Here is a 25,873-nt window from a genome sequence, read left to right on the forward strand (position 1 = left end):
TCACGGCCGGCGAGGGGCTTAACTCGCCCGCGACCCTTCGTTCGGTGATGAGTGAGACTGGCGTCGTGGACGCGTTCACACGTCTCGGGCCCGCGGTCCGCGACGCGCTCTCCGAACGCGGCTTCACCACGCCGACGGAGCCACAGCGACGTGCGATCCCACCGCTCGTCGCCGGCCACAACGCCGTGGTCGTCGCGCCGACCGGCACCGGGAAGACGGAGACGGCGATGTTGCCCGTGCTCGACGCCATCGCCGAGCGCAAAGCCGAGGAACACGTCCACGGAATTAGCGCGCTCTACGTCACGCCGCTGCGCGCGCTGAACCGCGACATGCGCGAGCGTCTCGACTGGTGGGGCGACGCCCTCGATATCGAGGTGGACGTCCGGCACGGCGACACGACGCAGTACCAGCGCACGAAGCAGGCGAACGACCCGCCGGACGTGCTCGTGACGACGCCCGAGACCCTTCAGGCGATGCTGACGGGCGAGAAGCTGCGCACCGCGCTGATCGACGTGGAACACGTCGTGATCGACGAGGTGCACGAGCTCGCGGGCGCGAAGCGGGGCGCGCAGCTGGCGATCGGCTTGGAGCGACTCCACGAGCTCTCGGGGCCGTTCCAGCGCGTCGGCCTCTCCGCCACCGTGGGCGACCCCGCGGAGGTCGGGCACTTCCTCACGGGCGGGCGGGACTTCGACGTCGTCGAGGTGGACGTCACCTCGAAGGTTGAGTTCGACGTCGTCGCACCCGAGGTGACGGAGGCCGACGAACGGCTCGGAAACGAGCTCGTGACGAGCGCGGAGATGGCAAGTCACGTCCGCGCGATCCGCGAGATCGTCGAGCGCCACGACTCGACGCTCGTCTTCGTGAACACCAGACAGACGGCGGAGGCGCTCGGCTCGCGGTTCAAGGAGCTCGACGCGAACATCGGCGTCCACCACGGGAGCCTCGCGAAGGAGGCCCGCATCGAGGTCGAGGACGCGTTCAAGGGGGGCGATCTCGACGCGATGCTCTGTACGTCCTCGATGGAGCTGGGCATCGACGTCGGGCACATCGACCACGTCGTCCAGTACAACAGCCCGCGGGAGGTCGCCCGGCTCCTCCAGCGTGTCGGACGCGCCGGCCACCGCCGCGACGCCGTCTCCACGGGGACGATCGTCGCCACGCACCCCGACGAGGTGGCGGAGGCGCTCGTCATCGCGCGCCGGGCGAGCGCGGGGCACGTCGAGACGGTCGCCATCCACCACGGCAGCCTCGACACGGTCGCGAACCAGATCGCGGGGATCGCGATGGACTTCGGCGATGTCGCCGCGCGGCGGGCGTATCGGATCGTCACGCGCGCCTATCCGTTCCGTGATCTGGACGAGGGGACCTTCCGCGAGGTCGTCCGCGAACTCCACAAGAACCGGGTGCTCTACCTCGACGAGGAGGCGGACGAGCTCTCCTCGTCGGGGACGTGGCAGTACGTCTACGCGAACCTCTCGATGATCCCCGACGAGGAGACGTACGAGGTGTACGACATGGCAGCGGGCCGACAGGTTGGGACGCTCGACGAGCGCTTCGTCGTCAACTTCGCCGAACCCGGCGAGACGTTCATCCAGCGTGGCGAGATGTGGCGCATCGCCGAGATCGACGAGGAGGAGTCGCGGGTGAACGTCTCGCCGATCGCGGATCCGAGCGGCGAGGTGCCCTCGTGGACGGGCTCAGAGATTCCGGTCCCCGCCGACGTCGCCCAGGAGGTCGGCGAGCTCCGGGCTGCCGCGGCCACGCAGTTCGCTCACGGCGCGACCCATAAGGCAGTCGCGCGCGACGTCGCGCGTCGCTACCCCGCAGACGCCGATACCGTCTCCTCAGCCCTCGATCCGCTCGCGCGACAGGTCGAGGCTGACGCACCCGTCCCGACTGACAACCGCATCCTCATCGAGGCGCAGGGACGCGCGATCACGCTGAACGCCGCGTTCGGCCACGAGGTCAACGAGACCTTGGGGCGGTTGCTCTCCGCGCTCGTCGGCCAGCGTACCGGGTCGTCGGTCGGCCTCGACGCCGGGCCGTACAGAATCGAGCTCGAAGTCCCGCAGGGCGTCCGCGCGAGCGAGGTCGAGGCCGTGCTCCGCGAAACCGACCCCGCACACGTCGCGGCCGTCCTCGAACTCTCCCTGAAGCGCTCCGAGACGCTGAAGTTCACGCTCGCACAGGTCGCCGCGAAGTTCGGGGCGCTCGATCGCTCGAAGGGCCGCGACGGCGTCGGCTTCTCGCGCATCCTGAGCGCGCTCGAAGACACGCCGGTCTACGACGAGGCACTCCGCGAAGTGTTCCACACCGACCTCGACGTCGAGGGCGCGAGCGACGTCCTCGAACGCATCCAATCGGGCGACCTCACCGTCGTTCGCCACGGCGAGCGCACTCCGATCGGCGTCGGCGGGCGCTCCTCTGGCCAGGAGCTCCTCACGCCCGAGAACGCCGACGCGAGCGTCGTGAAGGCGGTCAAAGAGCGGCTCATGGACGACCGGGTGAACCTCGTCTGTCTGCACTGTGGCGACTGGCACCAGGAGACGAAGGTCCGACGCGTCCGCGAGCAACCAGAGTGTCCGCGCTGTGGCTCCACGCGGATCGCCGCGCTCTCCCCGTGGGCGGACGAGGTCGTCACGGCACTCACCGCCGCACCCGACGACCGCAACGACGAACAGGAAAAGCGCGTCCAGCGGGCCTACCGAAACGCCAGTATCGTCCAGAGCCACGGCAAGAAGGCCGTAATCGCGCTCGCCGCGCGCGGCATCGGCCCCCAGAACGCCGCCCGCGTCATCAACAAGCATCGCGAAAAAGACGCGGACTTCTACCGCGACATCCTCGAACGCGAACGCGAGTACGCACGGACCAAGGCCTTCTGGTAAAGAACCTTTTTCGCGCTCGGGTCGCCTACGGCGACCGCTCGCGCCAAAAAGCTTCACCAAAAATCCCGCGAGCGCCGTCGGCACTCGCGGTGCGAAGGCGGATTTCCGCGCCGCACTGCTTCGCACCGCGCGACGCAATTCACTCCATCGCGACCACGATCGTCTCGCGGAACGCCGCGACATCCTCGTAATCGTAGACAATGGGGGCCCCATCGACATCGTCAGAACGGCTACCGTTCTGGCTGGCTCCCGAATCGCCGAGTGACTCGTGAACGTCGAGTGTGAGCGTCCCCGACCAGTCGCTCTCGCCGAGCTCAACGACGTCCGCGACGCCGTCGAAGGCAGCTATGACCGATTCGGGCTCATTCGTCTCGATCACGGCGCGCCCCGGTGCTTCGGAGAAGAGCGCCTCGATCGACGGCACCGAGACGTCCGCGCCGGCGGCGGCAGTGAGGCCTTCCGCGAGCGCGACGGCGAGCCCACCGTCGCTAATGTCGTGGACCGCAGTCGTCGCATCGTCGCCCGCAACCTTGGCGAGTGTCGCGACGACATCGCCCGCGTTCTCGACGACCTCGGGGAAGGCGTCGCTCCCGCCGAACTCGGCGAGGAGTTCGGAGCCGCCGAGCGTCCCGTCGTGGCCGCCGACAAGGAGGAGCGTACCGTCGCCCGCGAGCGCGCTCCCGGGCGCGTCGACGCTGTCGGTCGTGCCGAGCATCGCGAGCGTCGGCGTCGGCGGGATCGGGCCAGCTTCGCTGTCGTTGTAGAGCGAGACGTTGCCGCCGACAACGGGTATCGAAAGGTCGCGACAGCCGTCGGCGAGGCCGTCGACGATTGCGCCGAAGCCGCCGTAGACGTCGGATTTCTCCGGGTTGCCGCCATTGAGGCAGTCGACGGCGGCAACGGGAGTCGCGCCGACGGCCGCGAGGTTCGTCGCGTTCTCGACGGCGGTGGCGTACGCGCCCGCGTACGGTTCACAGGCCGTCCAGTTCGGGTTCGCACCGGCCGTGAGCGCCATGCCGGGCGCGTCGGTGACGTCGACATCCGTGTCGGCGTCCGCGAGTTCGTGGAGGGCGAGCACCGCGCCATCCTCGCCGGGGCGGACTGCGGTGCGCGCGCCGACCTCGTGGTCGTACTGGCGATAGATCCACCGCTTCGAGGCGGTGTTCGGGCTGGCAACGACGGCCTCGAACGCCGCCTCAATCGCGGGAAGGTCGTAGTCCGTCGCGGGCGTCTCGGGCGTCTCCATCGGGAGGTCGTTGAGCGGCGCGCCGTCCGCGAGGAACTCCGCGGGGGCGTCGACGACGATGTCGCCGTCGAACTCACAGACGTACTGGCCGTCGCCGGTCACTTCGCCGATGTCCGAACAGCCGAGGTCGTACTTCCCCGCGATCTCACGGACGGCGTCGACGTTCTCGGGGGCGACCTCGTACACCATGCGCTCCTGGGATTCGGCGAGGAGGATCTCCATCGCGTTCATCCCGGGCTCGCGCTGGTGGACGGCGTCCAGGTCGAGCACGCAGCCGAGGTGGCCCTTCGCGACGAGTTCGGAGGACGCCCCCCCTAATCCGGCCGCGCCGAGGTCGCGTGCGGACTGGACGAGGCCGGCGTCGATGAGTTCCTCGTTAGCCTCGACGAGGCGCTTTTCGGCGTAGGGGTCTCCGACCTGCACCGCGGGGCGGTCCTCCGTTTCGGCGTCCTCGGCGAGGTCCTCGGAAGCGAACGAAGCCCCGCCGAGGCCGTCGCGGCCGGTGCCGTTGCCGACGAGCACGAGGCGGTTGCCGGGCCGCTGTGCTTCGGCGGTAACGAGCCGGTCGGGGGTGAGGAGCCCGACGCAGGCGACGTTCACGAGCGGGTTGCCCTCGTAGCCCTCGTGGAAGGCCGTGCTCCCCGAGACGGTCGGGACGCCGATCGCGTTGCCGTAGTGGCTGATGCCCTCGACGACGCCCTCCAAGAGGTAGCGCGAGTGCTCGCGCTCGAAGCCGCCGAAGTAGAGGCAGTCGGCGAGCGCGACCGGGTACGCGCCCATCGAGAGGGTGTCGCGGACGATGCCGCCGACGCCGGTCGCCGCGCCGTCGAACGGGTCGACGTACGAGGGATGATTGTGTGACTCGACGCCGAAGGTGGCGTAGAGCCCGTCGCCCACCTCGACCACCGCGGCGTCGTCGCCGGGACCGATGACGACGTCGTCGCTCTCCGAGTCGAACGCGGAGAGCAGCGGCAGCGAAGAGCGGTAGGCGCAGTGTTCACTCCACAGGTTCTCGAACAGCGCGGCCTCGGCACGCGTCGGGTCGCGACCCAGCTCCCCGACGACGCGCTCGCGGTCCGACTCGGCGAGAGTCATTCATCTCCATGGTTTGTCGGGCCGGATTTATGCGTTTCTATATGCACGTCTATGGGTATTGTGGTCGGCGTCGCGTCTGGTCGTCGCCGGCGACGTGGCCTCTCGACACCCCCTCCCCGTTCGACCGGCGCGCTTTTGCCCGCCGGCCGCAAAGCGCCGCGTGTGCTGTCGGTCGAGCTTCACACCCACTCGTCGCACTCCTACGACGGCCGCGACCCCGTCGAGATGCTCTTAGAGCAGGCGGCGGCCGTCGGCCTCGACGCTATCGCCGTCACCGACCACGACGAGTACGAGGCGAGCGCCCGCGCGGCGGAGCTCGCCCCTGACTACGGACTCATCGGTATCCCCGGTATGGAGGTGACGAGCGCGGCCGGCCACGTCCTCGCGCTCGGCATCCGCGAACCCGTCCCGATCGGTCGCCCCTTCACGGAGACGCTTGAGCAGATCCACGATGCGGGCGGAATCGCGGTCATTCCCCACCCGTTCCAGGGGTCCCGTAGCGGCGTCGCACCCCACGTCAGCGAGGCCGAACTCGCATCGGCCGACGCCATCGAAGTTTACAACTCGCGGCTCCTCACCGGCCGCGCGAACCGGCAGGCAGAGTCGTTCGCCCGCGAACGCGGTCTCCCGATGACCGCCGGCTCCGACGCCCACATCGCCGAGATGGTCGGCCAAGCCGTAACGCGCGTCGACGCCCGAACTGCCGACCTCGACAGTATCCTCGATGCGATCCGCGACGGCCGCACGAGCGTCGAGGGCCGCCGGACGCCGTGGCACGTCAGCTTCCAGCAGGCCGCCGGCGGGGCGAAACGTCGCGTGAAAAACCGTCTGCGCGAACTGCTCAATCGCGACTGACGCGGTTCACCGACCGTCGACGGTCTCGATCGCTTCTGTGCCGATCTCGACGACTTCGTCGCCGATATCGGCGTTCTCCAATTCGTCCGGCTCGAACCACTCCCAGTGCTCGGGGTCGCGTTCGTCGCCGTCCGGGTCGATGTCGCGGGAGTCCACCGCGGCGAAGTAGACGAAGTCGACGTGCTGGTGGCCGATCTCGCCGCCCTCGTAGACGTGAATGTCTTCGAGCAGCAGGTGTTCGGGTTGGGGAAGCGAACGAACGACGCCCGTCTCGATAGCGGGATCGGCGAGCAAGAGCGTAGGGTCGAGGCCGGTCTCTTCGCGGACCTCGCGTTCGGCGGCGTGGTGGGGGAGTTCGTCGCGATCGACGTGGCCGCCCGGCGGTAACCAGAGGCCGAGGCGGTCGTGCTCGTGGAGCGCCGTCGCGCCCTCGTGGACGACGTAGACGGTCGCGGTGTAGTGACGGGTGGTCTCCATATCGAAGCCCCCGTGCGGCGGCCCTAAGCCTCCACCGGTACGTCGTCCTGCGCTTCGAGAAGTTCGTGGTAGCGATTGCGGATGGTGACCTCGGAGATGTTCGCCACCTCGCTCACCTGGTTCTGCGTGACGCGCTCGTTCGTGAGGAGGCCGGCCGCGTAGACGGCGGCGGCGGCGAGGCCGACCGGGCTCTTCCCGGAGTAGATGCCCTTCTGCTTCGCGGACTCGAGGAGGTCGCGGGCCTGGCGTTCGACCTCGTCGCCGAGGTCAAGATCGCTGACGAAGCGCGGGACGTAGCTCGTCGGGTCGGCAGGAGCGACCTTGAGGCTGAGCTCGCGGACGACGTAGCGGTACGTCCGTGCGATCTCGTCTTTATCGACGCGCGAGACGTTCGTCACCTCGTCGAGCGAGCGCGGCGTGCTCACCTGCCGGGCGGCGGCGTAGAGGGCAGCGGTGGCGACGCCCTCGATGGAGCGGCCGGGGAGGAGATCCTCGTCGAGCGCGCGACGATAGATGACGGATGCCGTCTCCCGGACGTTCTTCGGAAGGCCGAGGGCACTGCTCATGCGCTCGATCTCGCCGAGCGCCTGCTTGAGGTTCCGCTCCTTCGAGTCCCGCGTGCGGAAGCGCTCGTTCCAGGTGCGCAGCCGCTGCATCTTCTGGCGCTGGCGGCTGGAGAGGCTGTTGCCGTAGGCGTCCTTGTCCTGCCAGCCGATGTTGGTCGAGAGCCCCTTGTCGTGCATCATGTTCGTCGTCGGCGCTCCCACCCGGCTCTTCTGGTCCTTCTCCTGGCTGTTGAACGCGCGCCATTCGGGCCCACGGTCGATCTCGTCCTCGTCGACGACGAGCCCACAGTCCGCACAGACCGTCTCACCGTGCGACTCGTCGACGACGAGGTTGCCGCCGCACTCCGGGCAGACGAGCTCCTCGTCGTTCGAGCGTTCCTGCTCCTGTTCCTCCTCCGATTGCGTCGGCCGTCGCTCTCGACGTCGTGTGCGTGAGTTACTCATGGTAGTATCGGGTCGGGGGTGTCGCGGGTAGCCTCCGCCGCCGAACGGAGCGTGATTCACTAGTGTGTGGGGCGGCGACGGCATAAGCCTAATGACCGTTTTCGGCCCGTACTGCCGCATCCGATCCGCGTCGCGTCTTCCGAAACGCTTAGACGAGCGCGGGACCCAGGGCGACCATGAGCGACTCGACCGTCGACGCCGACGAGGTCCGGCACGTCGCGGACCTCGCCCGCGTCGACCTCGACGAGGAGGACGTCGGACGGTACGCCGACCAGTTCGCGGACATCCTCGACCACTTCGAGACCCTGGAGGAGGTCCCGGACGTGGAGGCTGAGCCCGAACTCGTGAACGTCATGCGCCCCGACGAGGTCGAAGAGAGCCTCGATCAGGGCGAAGCGCTGGAGAACGCCCCCGAGACGGAGGACGGCTTCTTCAAGGGGCCGAAGGTGTCGTAGATGGCGGACGCACACAACGCCTTCATCACCGAGGAGACGATCGAGGGGGCCGACGAGGGGCCGCTCGCCGGCTCGACGGTCGCCGTCAAGGACAACATCTCCACCGAGGGCGTGCGAACCACCTGTGGCTCCGAGATGCTCGCAGAGTACGCCCCGCCGTACGACGCGACGGTCGTCTCGCGGCTCAAAGACGCCGGCGCGACGATCGTCGGTAAGACGAACATGGACGAGTTCGGGATGGGGACCACCACGGAGACGTCGGCGTTCGGTGCGACGACGAACCCCGCGGACGAGGAGCGCGTCCCAGGGGGCTCCTCGGGCGGGAGCGCCGCGGCCGTCGCCGCGGGCGACGCCGACTACGCGCTCGGCAGCGACACCGGTGGGTCCGTCCGCTGTCCCGCCGCGTTCTGCGGCGTCGTCGGCATCAAGCCCACGTACGGCCTCGTCTCCCGCTACGGGCTCGTCGCGTACGCGAACAGCCTCGAACAGATCGGCCCCCTCGCTTCGACGGTCGAGGGCGCAGCCGAACTCCTCGACGTCATCGCGGGCCCGGACGACCACGACGCGACGACGCACGACGCGGGCGCGGCGAGCGACTACGCGGCCGCCGCGAACGGCGACGTTGAGGGGCTCACGATCGGTGTCCCGGCAGAACTCGTTGAAGGGGTCGCGCCGGACGCGACCGAATCCGCGAGCGGCGACGAGCCGCGGGCAGGTGCGGACGACGAGGTACGGCGCGTCTTCGAGGACGCGCTCGACGCCTACCGCGACGCCGGAGCCGAAATCGAGGAGGTCAGCCTCCCCTCGGTCGAGTACGGCGTCGCCGCCTACTACGTCATCGCGATGTCCGAGGCCTCCTCAAACCTCGCCCGCTTCGACGGCGTCCGCTACGGCGAGTCCGGCGGCTTCGAGGGCAACTGGAACGAGACGTTCGCGGAGACGCGCGCCGAGAACCTCGGCGACGAGGTCAAACGCCGCATCCTCCTCGGAACGTACGCCCTCTCCGCGGGCTACCACGACAAATACTACAAGCAGGCCCAGGAGGCCCGCGCGTGGGTCCGCCAGGACTTCGAGGGGGCGTTCGACGACGTGGACGTCCTCGCGACGCCGACGATGCCCGTCCTCCCGCCGGAGCTCGGCGAGAGCATCGACGACCCCCTCCAGATGTACCTCATGGACGCCAACACCGTCCCCGTGAACCTCGCGAATCTCCCCGCGATCAGCGTCCCCGCCGGCGAATCCGAGGATGGCCTCCCCGTCGGTCTCCAACTTGTCGGCCCGCAGTTTGGCGAAGAAACCATCATCAACGCGGCGGCGCTGCTAGGGTAGTTTCGCACCGCTCGGCGACGCCGAGCGGGGGTTTTTCAGGCGTGTTTTTGCATCGAGCGGTCGCCATCCACGACCGAGATGCGAAAACACGCCGCTTCATAACCTTCGGATAACGTACACGGAGGCTACCCGGAACCGCTTTGTGGGAGCGGACCCACCGATACAGTATGCCGATTACACCTCTCTTAGCGCAAGCCGGGTCGGTGCCACCGGTCACGACGGAGATGCTCGTCGTGTTCGGTGTCGTCCTCCTTGCGCTCTTCCTCTTCGTCACCGAACTTCTCCCGATCGACGTCACAGCGATCCTCGTGATGGTGCTGTTGACCGTGCTCCCGTGGACGGAGGTGTCCGTCGCCGAGGGGATCTCGGGGTTCTCCAGCACCGCGACGATCGCGGTGCTCGCCATGCTCATCCTCTCGACGGGTGTCAACCGGACAGGTGTCGTCCAGATCATCGGGCGGAAGATGGCGGCGTTCGCGGGCGACAGCCAGCCGAAGCAGCTCGCGGCGACGATCGGGATCGCCGGCCCCGTCTCGGGGTTCATCAATAACACGCCGGTCGTCGCCATCCTCGTCCCCGTCATCTCCGACCTCGCGCACAAGGGGAAGACCTCGCCTTCGAAACTCCTCCTCCCGCTCTCCTACGCCTCGATGTTCGGCGGGATGCTCACGCTCATCGGCACGTCGACGAACCTGCTGGCCTCAAGCGTCGCCGAGCGCCTCATCGGCCGATCGTTCTCGATGTTCACCTTCACCGGCCTCGGCGTCATCGTGTTGCTCACCGGGACAGCCTACCTGATGACGGTCGGCCACCGGCTCATCCCCGAGCGCGTCCCCGCACGCGAGGACTACCTAAACGAGTACGAACTACAAGACTACGTCACGGAGGTCGTCGTCCGCGAGGACGCGGCGATCGCCGGGAAGACCGTTCAGGACGCCATCGACGAGTCGCGCTTCGACGCCGACATCCTCCAGATCGTCCGCGACGGCGAAACGTACTTCGAGGGGATCGCGAGCAAGCGCATCCGCTCGGGCGACATCCTCGCGATCCGCACGGACCGTGAGACGCTCTCGTCGCTGCGCGAACTCGACGGTCTCGACCTCGTCGGGACGCCACCAACGGACGAGGAACTCGAAGCCGACGAGGACACCCAGACGCTCGTCGAGATCGTCATCCAGTCCGGCTCGAGTCTCCTCGGCGAGACGCTCACTACCTCCTCGTTCCGCCAGCGCTACGACGCGAGCGTCCTCGCGTTCCGCTCGGGCGGCGAAACGATCCGCTCGCGCCTCGACGACGTCGAACTCCGCGTCGGCGACACGCTCCTCGTGCAGGCCCCCGCGGACAGCATCGATCGCCTCTCGACGAACTCCGACTTCATCGTCGCACACGAGTCCGAGTCGCCGAACTACCGGACGGAGAAAATCCCGTGGGCCATCGCGATCGTTCTCGGTGTCGTCGGCCTCGTCGGGATGCCATGGGGGACGCTCGCCGCCGTTACCGGGGTCGAGGCCTTCGCGGGGCTCGACTTCAGCATCGTCCAGACCGCGCTCGCGGGCGTCGTCGCCATGGCCGTCACCGGCGTCATCAAGCCCGGTGAGATGTACGACGGCGTTGACTGGAGCGTCATCCTGCTGCTCGCCGGCGTCATCCCGCTCGGCATCGCCCTAGAGCAGACGGGTGCCGCGACGTTCCTCGGTGCCCTCGTCGGGCTCACCGGCAACTACCTCCCGGTCATCGGCGTCCTCTGGGTGTTCTACATCGTGACGGGGCTCGTCACGAACATCATCTCGAACAACGCCAGCGTCGTGTTGATGATCCCCGTCGCGGTCGAGACGGCACACGAGGTCGGGGGGAACCCCTTCGCGTTCATCCTCGCGGTCACGTTCGCGGCCTCGACGGCGTTCATGACGCCCGTCGGCTACCAGACGAACCTCTTCGTCTACGGGCCCGGCGGCTACAAGTTCTCGGACTACGCCCGCGTCGGCGGGCCGCTCCAGTTACTCCTCTCCGTCGTCACCGTCATCGGCATCGCGTTCTTCTGGGGGCTCTCGCCCTGACAGTCGGGTCGTAGATGCGTGTCGACGCTCGGCGGCGTCGGCGGCGAAAAACGAGTGCGTTTACGTCTCGGGCGGTGCGCCGGTCCCTTCCTCTTCGGGCGGCGTATCGGCCGCCTCGTCTTCGGGGATCACGGGGTCCTCGTAGACGAGGTTCATGATCCACTGCGAGAAGGCGTCGCCGCGCGCGTCGACCTCCTCCTCGCCGACGAACGGCGAGAGCATGTCGCCGGCCATCAGCAACGAGAAGTCGAGATTCTCGTCCTTGATGACGGGCTTGATGAGGTAGGTCGTGTTCCCGTCGTGAACGGCGTCCTCGCGCTCGACGAGACCCTTGTCGGCCAGTTTCTTCGCGATTCGACTCCCCTTTCGCGAGGAGACGTCGAGTGCCTTCCAGAACTCGCTCTGGTAGATCTGCCCCTGCTCGCGGACCAGTTCGAGGGCGGTCGCCTCGTCCTCGGAGAGGTCCTCTGCCTCGGCGCTCATACTCTGATACGCCGGCCGCGAACGGTTTAAAGGTGACCGTCGGCACCCGACTTCACCGACCGCCGTGATGACGGGCCGATTCGTTAGAACGCATTGACGGTCCGGTACGGCGTGCGACAGGGCGGCCCGTCGGCGAACTCGTAGCGAACCCGTTCACCGACGGTGATCACCGAGGACGAGCGCGTCCCATAGCCGTGGCCGTGGAGGCACGCGCCGTCGTCGTGGGCGCTGAGCACGCGTTTTGTCCGGCCGCGGAACCCCGCCGCGCTGCGCGGGCGGCGCGCGACGAGGGCGTGCCGAACTCGCTTGCGCCGTGCGTCCGCGTCGGGCGCGCCGCTCGTCGTGACGACTGCGACGCCCGGATCGAGTGCCTCGACGCGGAGGTCGCCGTCCCATCGGAGAACGAACGCCCGATCGGCGTCCGCGAGGACGAGGTTGAACCCGGCGTAGTCGTGTTCGTCGACCTCGCGCTCGACGAGGTCGCGCGCACTCGTTGGGTCGCCCTCCCGGAGCGCGTCGACGACGAGTAATCCCCGCGAGCGCCCGGAGGCGAGATCGCTCCAGCGGTTCGTGATGCCGACGAAGAAGCCAGTCTCGGTAACGCCGATCCACGTTCCGCCCGCCTCCTCGTCGCGCGGGGCGAAAACGTGGCCATCAGCTGTCTCGTGCCCCACGCGCGGCGGCGAGGCAGGGCGATCGGTGGACTCGTCGCGGTTCGCAGCGACGACGACGGGAGCGTCGTCATAGACGCGCCACGCGACGGCGAGCGTACACACGGGAGCGAATACATCCCCGACCAGCTTAAAGATCGGCCGTGGCGACGACGCGTTCGCGCGCCGCGTCTCGATCGACCGTCCCGGACGCGGTTCGCGGGAGTGAGTCGACGACGGCGACCGTTCGCGGCTGGGCGAAGCCCGCGAGCCGATCCTCCCAGTGCGCTTCCAGGGTGGATCGGTCGATCTCGTGTCCCTCTTCCGGGACGACGAGCGCGGCGACGCGCTCACCCCAGTCGGGGTCGTCGACGCCGACGACGGCGACATCTCGAACGGCCGGATGCGACCGGATCACTTCGGCGACCCGGCCGGGATCGACGTTCTCGCCGCCGGTGATGATCCGGTCCGAGCGGCGATTGAGCACGCACAGTCGCCCGTCCGTGTCGCGGTATCCGACATCGCCCGTGTGGAGGCCGTGCGGTCCGAACGCCGCGGCGTTCGCGTCGGGCGCGTCGTAGTAGCCGGGCGTGACGGTCGGCCCCGAGACGCAGAGTTCACCGGTTTCACCGGGCGGGACGGGATCGCCCTCGTCGTCCACAACCGTCACTGTCGTTCCGAACAGGGGCCGGCCGACCGTCTCCGGGTTCGCGAACGCCTCCGCAGGCCGCGCGGTCGCGATCTGTGAGGTCGCCTCCGTCATCCCGTAGGAGGGGTGGATCGGGATGCCGGCGTCCTCGCAGGCCGCGACGAGGTCCCGCGGCGTCGGCGCGCCTCCGGTGAGGACGAAGCGCAGGGAGTCGGGAAGATCGGCGTCCGCGCGGAGCAGTCGGTCGAGCATCGTCGGCACGACAGAGACGCCCGTACAGTCGTGCTCGTCGAGCGCGCGGACGGTGGCCTCGGCGTCGAAGCCGCGCTGGAGGACGCACGTCGTCCCGTAGAGCGCACAGCGCAGCGGGATCGAGAGCCCGCCCATGTGGTACATCGAGAGACAGAGTAGCCAGCGGTCGTCGGGGAGGACGCCGAGCGTGAACGCGCTCGCGCCCGCCGCGGCGACGACGTTCCCGAGCGTCAGTGTCACCGGCTTCGGGTCGCCGGTCGTCCCCGACGTGTAGAGGAGTGCGAGGGTGTCCTCATGGGCCCATTCGGCAGGTTCGACGTCGTCGAGGTCGCGTTCGTCGAGGGCGAGGACGTTCGGATCGTCGGGGTCGTCGACGGTTGCGACCGGGACGGCATCGGCCGCGGCGAGCGCATCCGCCTCCGTGTCGGCATCGCAGACGAGCAACGCGAGATTGGCGCGCTCGCGCTGGGTGTGCAGCTCTTGGGGGGCGAGGCGCGCGTTCAGCGGGACGAGCGTCGCACCGAGGCGTTGGAGGGCGAAGACGAGCCGAACGAATGCCGGACGGGTCTCCATCAGGACGCCGACGTGGTCGCCGCGCGTCACGCCAAGCGCGGCGAGGCGACCCGCCGTCGTCTCGACGGTGGCGTTGAGGTCGGCGTACGTCCACTCGCGCCCGCTGGCGTCGTCGACGAGCGCGGTCGCGTCCGGGGACGCCCGCGCCCGCGTGGCGAGGAGGTCGCGCATTCACTCCCCGATCGGGGCTGGGACGCTATTGCCCTTTCCCTGTGGGACGGTGACGGCTCCCGACTCGATCGGTGCGGGATCGGCCGCGAGATCGGCGTCGAGCGCGTCGCCCGTCGCCAGCCCGCACGCCGAAACCGGGGCGAGCGCCGCCGCGGCGTGAACAGCCGCCGTCCGGGCGTAGACGGCGTCGAACGTCGTCGTCACGATCGGCTCGACGCCCGCCGCGCGCGCCCGACGGCCCGCCTCGACGATTCTCCCGACGCCGCCGAGCGCCATCGGTTTCAACACGACGACGTCGGCAGCACCCGACTCAAGGACCGCGTTGAGGCCCGCCGCGGCGACGCTCTCGTCGAGCGCGATACGCGCCGGCCCGTGCTCGCGGAGCGCGGCGTGCTGGTCGAGCGAGGGGGCCGCGAGGGGTTGCTCGACGTACTCGACGCTGTCGAACGCGTCGAGCGCCCGGGTCGCTTCCGCAACGTTCCACGCGCCGTTCGCGTCGACGCGCAGCGTCGCATCCGGGGCGGCTGCGCGTGCTGCATCGAGGCGCTTGACGTCGGTGTCGAGCGATCGTGCACCGACTTTCAGTTTCACGGTATCGAAGCCATCCCCGACCGCCTTGCGCACCCGCTCGGCGGTCGTCTCCGGATCCGCGTCGCCGACGGTGGTGTTGACCGGAACGCGATCGACGTGCTCGTCCGTGCCGAGAGACCGATAGAGCGGAACATCACGGGCGCACGCTGTCGCGTCCGCGTACGCGAGTGACACCGCGTGGCGGGCTGCGGGCATCCCCTCGCAGGTCGCCAGCGCGTCGGCTTCGCGTTCGGTTTCGCCGGCACGATCGAGCGCCGCCCGACAGTCGTCGTATGCTTCCGTCCAGCCGGGGAGCGGCGTCGCCTCCCCGACGCCGATTTCGCCGGCGTGTTCGACGCGCACGAGGAAGCCGCGGCGTTCGGTCATCGTCCCGCGTGCGGTGTCGAATGGCTCCGCGAGCGGGAGCGAGAAGGGCTCGACGTTCACAGTGCGAGGCCAACGGCGAACAGGATCGAGTAGCACGCGAGCGGGAGCGAGAAGGGCTCGACGTTCACAGTGCGAGGCCAACGGCGAACAGGATCGAGTAGCACGCGAGCGTCCGGCCCGTGCGGGTGAGCGCCGGATCGAGGTGGGCCGCGTCGTCGTACCGGCAGACCGTGCGGGCGACGGAGGCGGCGAGCGGGAGCGAGAGCAACGGGAGGAGGGCGGCGTAGCCGAAGCCATGCGTGACGAACCAGCACGGGACGAGGTAGGCGACGACGAGCAGCGCGACGTACTCGACGCGACTCCATGTGTAGCCGATGCGGACGGCAAGGGTGTACTTGCCCGCCTTTCGGTCGGTCTCCATGTCCCGGACGTTGTTCACGACGAGAATAGCGGTAGAGACGCAGGCGACGCCGACGCTCGCGACGAACGCCGCGGTCGGGAGCGTCCCCGTTGGGGGCGTCAGCGGGAACGCGGGGGCGTACGCCGCGGCCTGGACGTAGACGGTGCCGACGACGGCGATCACGCCGAAGAAGAGGAAGACGAACACGTCGCCGAGGCCGTGGTAGCCGAAGGGAAACGGGCCGCCGGTGTAGGCGATGCCGGCGGCGATGCTCGCGAGGCCGATGACGACGATGGGGAGCCCCCCCACGTAGACGAGGTAGCAGCCGACGACCGTCGCGGCGAGGAAGGCGAGGTACATCGCGCGTTTGACCTCCGCGGCCGCGATGAGCCCGGCCTGCGTGACGCGCGTGAACCCCTCGCGCTCCTCGGTATCCGCGCCGTTGATCGCGTCGTAATAGTCGTTCGCGAAGTTCGCGCCGATCTGGATGAGCAGCGCGCCGACAAGCGCCGCGAGCGCCGGTAGCGCCGCGAAGACGCCGAGCGCGTACGCGACGCCGACGCCGACGACGACCGGCGAAATCCCCGCCGGAAACGTGTGTGGCCGCGCCGCCATCAGCCACGCGCGCCGTCGCGAGATCGTGTCGTCACTCATACCGTGACCGAGGAATGCGAGCGTGAAAGCGACTACGGAACGGCCTAGAGCCGCGACGTGTCGAGCGAGACCCCCGGCGGGGTGGCGACGAGGAACCCGCGGAAGTGCATCAGCGTCGCGCCCGCGTCCTTCGCGGGGCCCGCGAACCCCGCGGCGAGGTCGTTCAGGTCGCCGTCGACGGCCAAGACGAGCACGCGGCCGGCTTCGAGCTCCGCCAGCCACTCCGCATCGGTCGTCTCGCCGTCGAGCACGCCGAGGACCACGTCGTCCGCTCCACCCTCGACGTCCCACTCGTCGATCTGGTCCTCCGCGTTCCGCAAATCGAGGCCGAAGCCGTCACTCATACGACCACTGGCGCGGCCACCCACGTCAAAGCTTCGCGGCGTGGCCCGGTTATTTATCCCACTCCACCACGTCCGGGAGAGTATGCCGAAAGCGCATCTCGACGAGGAGACCATCGAGCGACTCGATGGGCTCCGCACCGAGGACGAATCGTACGACGAGATCATCAACGAACTCATCGACATCTACGAGGCCGAGGAACTGACGATGTTCCACGGCGGCGACATCGAATAACTAGCTGTCGTCGGCGGCCGCCCGACAGGCTTCCGACCACCGGCCGTTCTCCTCGAGACGCTCCTGGAGGAGCGACGCGTACTCCCGGACGAGCTCTTCTGCTTCCTCGTAACGCTCGTCCTCGCCGCCGAAGCCGAGCGCGCGCTTGACGCCGCCGAGGAATCCCTCTCCGGAGGACGTGCTTCCGCGTCCGCCGGCACCCATGGAGGCCATCTGGTTCTCCACGTTGTCGATCTCCGGCATCACCTGGGGGAGCCTCCCGGTGTCGACGGCGATACGTGCGTTTTCGGGGTCCTCGGGGTTCTCGATACGGAAATCGACCGCCGTCATGATGAGCCCCCACTGTTGGCGCGAGAACGAAGACGCCTCGACCTGCTCGCCGAACTCGTCGTCGACGCTCATCCGCTCGCCGACGACGCGGTCCTTCCAATCTGGCATACCTCCCGATACGACCGTGGATGGTTTGTCTCTTGCCCTGCGTGGCGACCCGTCGGCCGTCACGCGATCAGCCCTCAGCGGGCGTCCGTCTCGACGGAAACGTCGGCTCGGAGCTCCTCGCGTAGCGCCGCGCCGATGTGGCTCTCGGCGAGGGCCGCCTCGACGAGGTCGGTCGCGTCGGCCGCATCGAGGGCGGCCGCGATGGCGACATCGAACCGGATCGCCGTGAGCTCTCCGTCCTCGCGGTCGGCCTCGGCCTCGATGCGGACCTCCCCGAGGTCGTCGTAGTCCGTGTCGGCGGCGGTGACGCGGAGCGCGGAGGCGTAGCAGGCCGCATAATCCGCGAGCAACACAGCGCTTGGGTTCGGGCCGGCGTCGTCGTCGGCGTCGGTGGTGAGTCGGAAGTCACCGAGTCGGGAGGACGCGACGTGGCCCTCGTTGGAGATGGTCGTGGTTTCGAGGTCGGCCATATATTCGAAGCCCGACGCGCGCCCAGGACCTAAACATTACCCCCGTCTTCCGCTCGCGTCGACGGCTATCGCGGTCGTCGAACGCGCCGTCGCACGCGTTGCGCCGCCGCTGGCTCGTTATTCGTACTCTTCGAGGGTCGTGACGTACGCCGTGAGGTCCGTCGTCGTCGCGATGCCGATGATGTGGTCGTCGTCGGTGACGACCGGGATGTGATGGATCTCGTGTTCGAGAAGGAGTTTCGCGACGTCGGTCACGACGTCCTGTGCGCCCGCCGTCACGACGTCCGTGGTCATGAAGTCCCCGACCGTCGATTCGTCCTTCGGTTGGCGTTCCGCGACGATGCGGACGAAGTCGGTCGTGGTCAGGATTCCCGCCAGTCGTCCCTCCTCGTCGACGACGACGACCGAGCCGATCCCCTGTTCGAGCATCACCTGTGCCGCCTCCTCGACGGTGGTATCCGGCGTGACGGTCGTCGCGCCGGCCGTCATCACGCGCGCGATAAAGACGTCTTCCATGTCCCCTGTATCACACGCCCGCGGGTTAAGTGCTACCGAAGCGGATCAACGATTCAAGCGCGTCGGCCACAAACGTTTTTCAAGTAGATTGCCGAAGATTGAATGATGTCCACGGACGACGCCGACGACACGCCGGTCGGGAGTACGGGGGACCCGACCGACGACGTCGACGGTGCGACCGCCGACGAGTCAACCGCGGCGGACGGAGACGACGTTCCGCGTGTCGCCAAGGACGAATACACGTGGGCGGACTTCGAAGCCGAGTACGGCGACGAGGACGAGGAAGCACTCGACCCTGCGGACTACCTCGGGTTCGAGCCTGCGGACCTCGACGGCGTCCTCGCAGCCGGCGACAACGCCGCTACGGCAATCGAATCGGTCGTCGACGAGCGCTCGCTCGACGTCGACGCAGAGGTCGAGGAGGACGCCTTCTTCTCGGACGTCCACGGGAACACGACGATGGCCAACCACTACGACCTCGAGAAGGCCGTCGCGACGGAGAAGAAGACGCACTTCTCGGAGGTCGAGCGCTACTGGGTGAACAAACCATACGCGTTCGTCGTCCTCTTCCACTCCGATAAGGAGAACGAGATGAAGTACTATCTCATCGAGCCGTATCGGAACGCGATCGAGGACGACCTCCAGGAGTTCCTGACCGGGAAGCTGCGCACCGCGATCAAGTATTCGAGCGACGACGTGGCGGCCGAGGGGTCGATGGACGAGCGCCGCGCGGTCATCGAACGCGAGACGCGCGATCTGCTCGATCGCTACGACATCTACGCCGAGGCCCGCGGGGGTCCCTCGGCGGTCGAACGCCTCCGCGCGCTCGTCGAGACGATCACGGGACGGGACGACGCGGCCGACGACGTCCCCGTCACCGAGCGCGTGCGCTCACTTACGAACCGTGACAGCGACGACGCATCGGACACGGGCGAGGACGCGGGCGACACGGACCGCGACGAAAGCGGGGACACGACGGACGACAGTGCGGATGCGACAAACGACGGTGACGACGACACTGCCGACGCGGACGACACCGATGAAGAACGATCGGCGGCCGACCGACTCCGCGACGCCCTGGGAAGCGACGACGACAGCTCGGCCATGGAGCGCGTGAAAGGGCTCCTCGGCGGTGCGGACGAGGACGAGGAAGAAGAGGCGGGGGAACTCACGGAGTCCGACATCCCGACGGCCCTCGACGGCATCGCGGCCCGCCCAGAGCCGGCCGTCCTCGAGGAGGACACCGACACGCTCACGCAGTACCAAGTGGAGAAGCTCCTCTACTACCTCAAGCGTGACTTCATCGGCTACGAGCGTATCGACGGCATCAAACACGACGTGAACGTCGAGGACATCTCCTGTGACGGCTACAACTCCCCGGTGTTCGCATACCACTCCGACTACGAGCAGCTAATCACGAACGTCTATCACGGCACGGAGAGCCTCGACGACTTCGTGGTGAAGCTCGCCCAGCGCTCCGGGAAGGGGATCAGTAAACGACAGCCGCAGGTGGACGCGACGCTCCCGGACGGCTCGCGCGCCCAGTTGACCCTCGGCCAGGAGGTCTCCGACCACGGGACGAACTACACCATCCGGCAGTTCAAGGACGTCCCGTTCACGCCGGTCGACCTCATCAACTGGAAGACGTTCTCCTTGGAGGAGATGGCGTTCCTCTGGCTCTGCATCGAGAACAACAAGAGCCTCATCTTCGCCGGCGGGACGGCCTCGGGGAAGACGACGAGCCTGAACGCCGTCTCGCTGTTCATCCCCTCGAACGCGAAGATCGTCTCCATCGAGGACACCCGCGAGGTCGAACTGCCCCAGCGCAACTGGGTGGCGTCCGTCACGCGCCCCTCGTTCGGCGAGGACGAGAAGGGTGACATCGACGAGTTCGACCTCCTGGAGGCCGCGCTCCGTCAGCGCCCCGACTACATCGTCATGGGCGAGGTGCGTGGGGAGGAGGGCCGAACGCTCTTCCAGGTGATGAGCACCGGCCACACGACGTACACGACGTTCCACGCGGACAACGTCGGGGAGGTGCTCAAGCGCTTCACGACCGAGCCGATCAACGTCTCGAAGACGCTGTTCACCGCCCTCGACCTCGTCTCGATCCAGGCCCAGACGCGCGTCAACGGCCGGAAAGTGCGTCGTAACCGAAACATCACGGAGATCAACCGCTACGACGCCGAAAACGACGAGATCAACGTCAGCGACGTCTTCCAGTGGGAGCCGGAGGGCGACGAGTTCCGCCAGCTTACCGAGTCGAACACCCTCGACGAGATCCAGTTCGATCGCGGGTGGTCGCGCGAGCGCCTCGAACGCGAGATCTTCGAGCGCCAGGTCGTCCTCGCCTACCTCGTCCGGAACGGCCTCAGCGACTACACGGAGGTCGCGGCGACCCTCCAGGCGTACATCGCGGACCCGGACACTATTCTGACCCTGCTGGCGAACGACGCGCTCACCGAGAGCCTCGCCGACCTGCGCGGGATGGAGTCCGTCCTCATCGACGTCGACCCCGAGAAGGAGGAGATGGTCCCGCGCCCCGACCCAACCGAGGACGTCTACGAGGAGGCCGGCGAGCTCCTGGAGCGTGCCGAGGACACCCTCTTCGAGGAGTACCGCGGCGAGGAGGCTCCCGACATCAGCTTCGCGCTCTCCGAGGCCGCCGCGAGCGCCGCGGACGAGGACGTCGTCGTCGACGACAGCGGCGACACCCCGACGATCGAGTCCGTCAGCGACGAGTCGGACGCGTCGCGCGACGCGGAAGCCGACGGCGGCGAGCCGACGGGGGACGCGAGCGCCGCGGCACGCGACGCTGACGCGAGCGAACCCGAGACGGACGAGCCCGAACGGACCGGCGAATCGGACAACACAGGGGCGTCGGACGAATGAGCCTCGGCGACGCGGGGTACACCTCGTCGGACGCACTCGGGGACGCCTTCTTCCCCCTCTACGAGTGGCTGTTCGACGATTCGAGCGACTTCGTCGCGAGCGTCGAGACGAAACTCGCGGAGGCGCGCCGCGAGGAGACCGTCGAGTTGTTCCTCTCGCGCGCGCTCGGCGTCGGCGCGATCGTCGGCATCCTCCTCTGGATCGTCGGGACGCTCGTCGGCTGGGTGCTGTTCGTGACGGTGATCAACACCGAGTCGATCATCGGCCTCTACATCGCCAACGACACGCTGCTCGCGTTCATCAACGCGATCAAGGTCCCGGCGTTGGTCCTCCTTACCGGCCTCTTCTTCGGGTCGATCGGGTTCGCTGCGGGGTTCGGCGGGCTCGTCGGTGCCCCCTACATGCAGGCCGGCGAGCGCAAACGCGAGATCAACATGCTGCTGCCGGACGCCATCGCGTTCATGTACGCCCTCTCGATGGGCGGGATGAACCAGCTCGAAATCCTCTCCGCGATGGCGAAGGCCGACGACACGTACGGCGAGGTCGCCCTCGAGTTCCGCAGTATCGTCCAGGAGACCGAATACTTCGACACGGACTACCCGGACGGCGGTGCGTAATCGCTCGATGGAGACACCCTCGGACGAGCTCGGGCAGTTCCTCACGGACATGCTCTCCATCGTCAACAGCGGCGGCGACATGACGGATTTCCTCTCCGATAAGAAGGACAAGCACATGCGAACGGCGAAACAGGAGCAGGAGCTCACCCTCGACACGCTCGAGCTCTTCGGCGAGATGTACATGACGCTCTCGCTGTTCCCCCTCCTCCTCATCATCATCCTCGTCATCATGAGCATGATGGGGAATTCGAAGACGACGCTGCTCTACGGGACGGTGTATGCGCTCATCCCGCTCGTCGGCGTCGGCTTCCTCGTCCTCGTCTCGACGGTGAAGGAGGACGAACCCGGTGACGGCTACCTTCGCCTCGACGAGGGCAACACCTCCTCGACGAGCCGCGAACCCGGCTTGTTCAACCTCGGCCTCATCGAGCGCTTCCGCGGCGAGGGCGCGCTCTTCGATCGCATCTACAGCCGCGAGGGGACACACGAGGCACTCTGGCTGTTCACCCACCCGCATCTGTTCTTCAAGCGACACCCACTCTACACGCTCGGGATCACGATCCCAGTCTCGCTCGTCATCCTCGCGGTCGCCGTCACGCAGGGGACCGCGCCGACGAGCCTGAGCGCCATGCAGGCGAACCCGATCGCCGGGACGTTCGTGTGGGTCTACCTCCCCCTGTACATCATCTTCGTCCCGCTGGCGGCCTTCCGGGTGTGGAACCTCCGGTCGCGCCGTCGCATCGTCAACAACCTCTCGGACGACCTCCGAAAGCTCTCCTCGGCGAACGACACCGGACTCACCCTCCTCGAGTCCATCAAGACCGTCTCGGATACCTCCTCGGGGAAGCTCGCCGAGGAGTTCCGGGTCATTCACGCGAAGGTGAACTACGGGACGAGCCTGCGCGACGCGCTCGTCGAGTTCAACAACAAGTACCACATCCCGCGCCTCGCGCGCACCATCAAACTCGTCAGCAAGGCCCAGGAGGCGTCCAGTCAGATTTCGGCGGTTCTCACGACGGCCGCACAGTCATCCGAGACCCAGGACGACCTCGAACGCGAGCGCAAGTCACGCACGCGGATGCAGATCGTCATCATCATGATGACCTACTTCACGCTCCTCGCCGTCATGGCCATCCTGAAGCTGAAGTTCCTCGACGTGATGGCCGGACTCGCCACGCAGGCCAGCAGCGGTGGCGGCGCGGCGAGCAGCGCGGGCGGCGGACAGATGAGCTTCGGGGCGAACATCGACATCCAGCTGATGAACATGCTGTTCTTCCACGCGGTCACCATCCAGGGTGTCCTCTCCGGGTTCATCGCCGGCTACATCCGCGACGCCGACCTCCTCTCGGGCGTGAAGTTCGCGATCATCCTGCCGACCGTGGCATTGCTCGTCTTCGCGTTCATCTGACGATGGTGGGAAACACGCGCGACCGTGGGCAGACGACGCTCGACTTCGCGGCCGGTGTGAGCGTCTTCCTCGTCACCGTGATATTCGTTTTCGCGTTTGTTCCCTCGCTGCTCGCGCCCGTCTCGAGCGGCCAGCCCAGCAATACGGTCGTTGCGGACCGAATCGCGACCGATCTTGCGCAGGAGGAACTCGCCGTCGAGGGACACCCGTACACCCTCGATGGACCGATAGATGACCAGGACCAGCGTCTCGAAAACGCGCGCGGGAACATCTCGGTGCCACCGGGGACGTTCGTGAACCTCACGCTCCGGAACGCGGACATGGACACCGGTCCGCCCGTCCCCAGCAACGGGTCGACACCCGGCGAGAACACCGCGACGGCCGTCGCGTGGCGCGTCGTTACCGCGCCCAACGGCACCAGCTACGAACTTCGGGTGATCGTCTGGTGAGCGCTGGAACCGACGACACACAGGGTCGACAGCGTGGGCAGGCGCACACCCTGGAGAGCGTCATGGCGGCGCTTCTCGTCGTCTCCGCAGTCATCATCGCCGTCCAGATGACCGCAACGCCGCCGCTCCTCTCGTCGACGGCGAGTCAGCACACCAGCAATCAGGAGCGCGCCGCCGTCCAGGGCGTGTTCGCGGCCAGCGACGACGGCGAACTCCGCAAGGCGGTGCGTTATCAGAACGTGTCCGACGAAGCGTTGCATCGGTCGTACAGCGGTGCAGGACCGACCGGCGAACTTGGCTTTCTGAAGCGCTTGAACGAGACGTTCGCGGGCCACCATGCGACGTACAACGTCCGGTTCGTCTACTACGAGGACGGCAAGCGCAACACGGTTCGGTTCATCCATAACGGCGAACCGGGCGAGGCCGCCGTCTCCGTCCGCCGGCCGATAACGCTCTACGACCACGATCGGGTCGTCACGCCGAACGGCACCGGTCGACAGCTCAACAAAGCCGATTCATCGTACTTCGTGTCGGACACCGCCCCGAACAGCGCAATCTACGCCGTCGTCACCGTCGAGGTGGTCGTATGGCGCGTCTGATGGGGACGGATCGCGGTGTATCGACGGCACTCGGCTACACTCTCAACATCGCCGTCGCGCTGCTACTCGTCACCGGGTTGCTCATCGCCGTCACGGACTACGTCGGCGGACAGCGACAGGACGCCGTTCGCGGAGAACTCGTCGTCGTCGGCGACCGACTCGTCGCGGACCTCGCGACCGCCGACCGGCTCGCCGGTGTCGCCGACAACGGTACCGTCGTCGTCCGTAGCGATGCGCCGGCACGCGTCATCGGGCGGCCGTACACGATCCACGTCTCGACCGTGAGCGGCGTGACGCACGTTCGACTCGTCGCGGAACGCACGAACGTCGTCGTGACGCGGACTGTACACACCGATCGCGACGTCAAAAACACGACCATCACCGGCGGCGACATCGTGATTACGACCGAAGGGGCCGCCAGCGATGCACTACGGGTGGTCAGCGATGACTGAGCGCGGCGTGAGCGACGTCGTCGGCTTCGTTCTCATCTTCGCGCTCATCATCACGTCCGTCGGTCTCGTCTACACTGCTGGGCTCACCAGCCTGCAGGACGCCCGTGATGCCCAGCGGCTCTCGAACGCCGAAACGGCGTTCGACGCCATCGACACGACGGCAAACGACGTCGTGTATCGCGGCGCGCCCTCACGGACCATCGGCATCGGACTCGCCGGCGCGACGCTCGGCCCCGGCGACGACGTCCGAATTACGGTCAACGGGTCCAACGGGCGCGTGAACACGACCGTCACGCCCCTCATCTACCGATACGACGATAGCCGGTTCGTCTACGTCGGCGGCGTAGTGATCCGCTCGGACGGGGAGAACGCGGTATTGCTTGACGACCCCGGCATCCGCATCGCGCCTGGCGCGAATCGCACGCTCGTTCCCGTGATCAACACGATCGCCAGGGGTGGCACGGTCGGTGGGCGGACACGCGCACGCGTGTCGTTCGCGTCCCGTGATCCCAGCATGCGCGACGTCACGATGCTCGACGGGCCCGTCAACGTCACGGTCACGACGCCGCGCGCCGAGGCGTGGTCCCAAGCGTTCGCGGACGTGGAGGCGTGTGCGAACGCCTCACCGCCGACGAACGAAACGGCAACGGCACGGTGTACGCTCAAGGACGAGTCAGTCGTCGTCTCGCGGACGAACGTGACGATGCGAGTCGTGTGAGACGGCCACTCCGTACACGCTCGGTATGACTGACAGCTATCCACAAGTTGACATACGCGCGGATACCCGCCTCAGTCGTGTCACTTCGACCCTGTATCCGGGAACGCCCATGCATGAAGCTGCCGGTTCATCTGCAGAACAGGCGCAAAAACCCCGCCGTTTACCACGGGGAGTGTCACGAACGTGCCGTAGTCCAACCGTTCGTGGATGTACGATAGGTCTTCGAGGACGATAACTGGATTCTCGAGCTGCCGGGTGTACTCGACCGCCTGCCGAGACGCCTGCTCGACAATATCTGTGAGGGCGTTTGGTAGTGGTCGAACCGTGCGTTTACGCCACACGGTTGAACAGCTCATACATTACGTCAACCGTCAGCGCCCGAACTACCCTCTCAATGGAAGGACACCAATCGAAGAGATGCAGAACTAGACCGCATTTATTGATATAGCGTGCTACAGTTTATACGGTCGCTGTGCGACGGCACATATATCCCCGGCAACGGGCCGGACACGCCCGGAACCCACCCATCGACCGCTC

General features: G+C 67.5%; 22 protein-coding genes and 3 pseudogenes. 12 read left to right on the forward strand and 13 right to left on the reverse strand.

Annotation, left to right across the window (positions count from 1 at the left end; all coding sequences use genetic code 11):
• Positions 1–47: 47 nt before the first annotated feature.
• Complete coding sequence (locus ABDZ36_RS11510) at positions 48–2,888, forward strand: DEAD/DEAH box helicase (protein ID WP_211312098.1); 2,841 nt, start codon at positions 48–50, stop codon at positions 2,886–2,888.
• A 139-nt stretch (positions 2,889–3,027) separates the two neighbouring features.
• On the opposite strand, the gene purL is transcribed toward ABDZ36_RS11510, so the two are convergent.
• On the reverse strand, positions 3,028–5,229 hold the full coding sequence (gene purL / locus ABDZ36_RS11515; RefSeq protein WP_211312099.1) for a phosphoribosylformylglycinamidine synthase subunit PurL: 2,202 nt from the start codon (positions 5,227–5,229) through the stop codon (positions 3,028–3,030).
• 162 nt (positions 5,230–5,391) lie between these two features.
• On the opposite strand from purL, the gene ABDZ36_RS11520 reads away from it, so the two are divergent.
• Positions 5,392–6,084, forward strand: a complete 693-nt coding sequence (locus ABDZ36_RS11520) for a PHP domain-containing protein (protein ID WP_211312100.1) — start codon at positions 5,392–5,394, stop codon at positions 6,082–6,084.
• A gap of 6 nt (positions 6,085–6,090) precedes the next feature.
• On the opposite strand, the gene ABDZ36_RS11525 is transcribed toward ABDZ36_RS11520, so the two are convergent.
• On the reverse strand, positions 6,091–6,561 hold the full coding sequence (locus ABDZ36_RS11525; RefSeq protein WP_211312101.1) for an NUDIX hydrolase: 471 nt from the start codon (positions 6,559–6,561) through the stop codon (positions 6,091–6,093).
• A gap of 23 nt (positions 6,562–6,584) precedes the next feature.
• Positions 6,585–7,571, reverse strand: coding sequence for a transcription initiation factor IIB (locus tag ABDZ36_RS11530; protein ID WP_211312102.1), 987 nt, complete (start codon positions 7,569–7,571; stop codon positions 6,585–6,587).
• A gap of 176 nt (positions 7,572–7,747) precedes the next feature.
• On the opposite strand from ABDZ36_RS11530, the gene gatC reads away from it, so the two are divergent.
• The 3 genes from gatC to ABDZ36_RS11545 all read left to right on the forward strand — a co-directional run bounded on the left by gatC (position 7,748) and on the right by ABDZ36_RS11545 (position 11,412).
• Positions 7,748–8,026: an Asp-tRNA(Asn)/Glu-tRNA(Gln) amidotransferase subunit GatC gene (gatC, locus tag ABDZ36_RS11535; protein WP_211312103.1), complete on the forward strand. Its 279-nt coding sequence runs from the start codon at positions 7,748–7,750 to the stop codon at positions 8,024–8,026.
• Positions 8,027–9,355 carry an Asp-tRNA(Asn)/Glu-tRNA(Gln) amidotransferase subunit GatA gene (gene gatA, locus ABDZ36_RS11540; RefSeq protein WP_211312104.1) on the forward strand — a complete coding sequence of 443 codons (1,329 nt, stop codon included), beginning with the start codon at positions 8,027–8,029 and terminating at the stop codon, positions 9,353–9,355.
• A gap of 167 nt (positions 9,356–9,522) precedes the next feature.
• On the forward strand, positions 9,523–11,412 hold the full coding sequence (locus ABDZ36_RS11545; RefSeq protein ID WP_343749319.1) for an SLC13 family permease: 1,890 nt from the start codon (positions 9,523–9,525) through the stop codon (positions 11,410–11,412).
• Positions 11,413–11,547: 135 nt separating this feature from the next.
• Here ABDZ36_RS11545 and ABDZ36_RS11550 read toward each other — a convergent pair.
• The 6 genes and pseudogenes from ABDZ36_RS11550 to ABDZ36_RS11575 all read right to left on the reverse strand — a co-directional run.
• A pseudogene (locus ABDZ36_RS11550) lies at positions 11,548–11,895 on the reverse strand (helix-turn-helix transcriptional regulator); the annotation flags it as partial.
• Between the two features lie 83 nt (positions 11,896–11,978).
• Positions 11,979–12,671: an NRDE family protein gene (locus tag ABDZ36_RS11555; protein ID WP_211312106.1), complete on the reverse strand. Its 693-nt coding sequence runs from the start codon at positions 12,669–12,671 to the stop codon at positions 11,979–11,981.
• A gap of 25 nt (positions 12,672–12,696) precedes the next feature.
• The gene (menE, locus tag ABDZ36_RS11560) at positions 12,697–14,190 is read right to left on the reverse strand and encodes an o-succinylbenzoate--CoA ligase (RefSeq protein WP_211312107.1); all 1,494 of its coding nucleotides are present in this window, start codon (positions 14,188–14,190) and stop codon (positions 12,697–12,699) included.
• On the reverse strand, positions 14,191–15,207 hold the full coding sequence (locus ABDZ36_RS11565; protein ID WP_211312108.1) for a mandelate racemase/muconate lactonizing enzyme family protein: 1,017 nt from the start codon (positions 15,205–15,207) through the stop codon (positions 14,191–14,193).
• A gap of 64 nt (positions 15,208–15,271) precedes the next feature.
• Entirely contained in the window at positions 15,272–16,201 is a 930-nt protein-coding gene (locus tag ABDZ36_RS11570; protein WP_211312109.1) for a 1,4-dihydroxy-2-naphthoate polyprenyltransferase, read from the reverse strand.
• A gap of 44 nt (positions 16,202–16,245) precedes the next feature.
• A complete protein-coding gene (locus tag ABDZ36_RS11575; RefSeq protein ID WP_211312110.1) occupies positions 16,246–16,545 on the reverse strand; it encodes a DUF5779 family protein in 300 nt (99 codons plus the stop codon).
• Between the two features lie 82 nt (positions 16,546–16,627).
• Between ABDZ36_RS11575 and ABDZ36_RS11580 the strand changes: the two genes are divergently transcribed.
• On the forward strand, positions 16,628–16,777 hold the full coding sequence (locus ABDZ36_RS11580) for a DUF7557 family protein (RefSeq protein WP_211312111.1): 150 nt from the start codon (positions 16,628–16,630) through the stop codon (positions 16,775–16,777).
• Here the strand turns inward: ABDZ36_RS11580 and ABDZ36_RS11585 are convergent, their stop codons facing one another.
• From ABDZ36_RS11585 to ABDZ36_RS11595, 3 genes are all read right to left on the reverse strand, one after another.
• Entirely contained in the window at positions 16,778–17,215 is a 438-nt protein-coding gene (locus ABDZ36_RS11585; RefSeq protein WP_211312112.1) for a DUF5799 family protein, read from the reverse strand.
• Between the two features lie 74 nt (positions 17,216–17,289).
• Positions 17,290–17,685: an OsmC family protein gene (locus ABDZ36_RS11590; RefSeq protein WP_211312113.1), complete on the reverse strand. Its 396-nt coding sequence runs from the start codon at positions 17,683–17,685 to the stop codon at positions 17,290–17,292.
• Positions 17,686–17,802: 117 nt separating this feature from the next.
• Positions 17,803–18,201: a CBS domain-containing protein gene (locus ABDZ36_RS11595; protein ID WP_211312114.1), complete on the reverse strand. Its 399-nt coding sequence runs from the start codon at positions 18,199–18,201 to the stop codon at positions 17,803–17,805.
• Positions 18,202–18,306: 105 nt separating this feature from the next.
• Here ABDZ36_RS11595 and ABDZ36_RS11600 point away from each other — a divergent pair, with 105 nt between their 5' ends.
• The 6 genes and pseudogenes from ABDZ36_RS11600 (at position 18,307) to ABDZ36_RS11625 (ending at position 25,336) form a co-directional block, all read left to right on the forward strand.
• The gene (locus ABDZ36_RS11600; protein ID WP_343749320.1) at positions 18,307–21,093 is read left to right on the forward strand and encodes a type II/IV secretion system ATPase subunit; all 2,787 of its coding nucleotides are present in this window, start codon (positions 18,307–18,309) and stop codon (positions 21,091–21,093) included.
• A pseudogene (locus tag ABDZ36_RS11605) lies at positions 21,090–23,118 on the forward strand (type II secretion system F family protein). Before ABDZ36_RS11600 ends, ABDZ36_RS11605 begins: the two are co-directional and overlap by 4 nt.
• A gap of 2 nt (positions 23,119–23,120) precedes the next feature.
• Positions 23,121–23,567: a DUF7287 family protein gene (locus ABDZ36_RS11610; protein ID WP_211312115.1), complete on the forward strand. Its 447-nt coding sequence runs from the start codon at positions 23,121–23,123 to the stop codon at positions 23,565–23,567.
• Positions 23,564–24,166 (forward strand): DUF7288 family protein, encoded by a 603-nt coding sequence (locus ABDZ36_RS11615; RefSeq protein WP_211312116.1) that lies wholly within the window; start codon positions 23,564–23,566, stop codon positions 24,164–24,166. The genes ABDZ36_RS11610 and ABDZ36_RS11615 overlap by 4 nt, the downstream gene beginning before the upstream one ends.
• Positions 24,154–24,618, forward strand: a complete 465-nt coding sequence (locus ABDZ36_RS11620; RefSeq protein ID WP_211312117.1) for a DUF7266 family protein — start codon at positions 24,154–24,156, stop codon at positions 24,616–24,618. The genes ABDZ36_RS11615 and ABDZ36_RS11620 overlap by 13 nt, the downstream gene beginning before the upstream one ends.
• Entirely contained in the window at positions 24,611–25,336 is a 726-nt protein-coding gene (locus ABDZ36_RS11625; RefSeq protein WP_211312118.1) for a DUF7289 family protein, read from the forward strand. Before ABDZ36_RS11620 ends, ABDZ36_RS11625 begins: the two co-directional genes overlap by 8 nt.
• 46 nt (positions 25,337–25,382) lie before the next feature.
• Here ABDZ36_RS11625 and ABDZ36_RS11630 read toward each other — a convergent pair.
• Positions 25,383–25,670 (reverse strand): annotated as a pseudogene (locus ABDZ36_RS11630) (hypothetical protein); the annotation flags it as partial.
• Positions 25,671–25,873: the final 203 nt, after the last annotated feature.

Source organism: Halarchaeum salinum (genome assembly GCF_039520965.1).
Classification (GTDB): Archaea; Halobacteriota; Halobacteria; order Halobacteriales; family Halobacteriaceae; genus Halarchaeum; species Halarchaeum salinum.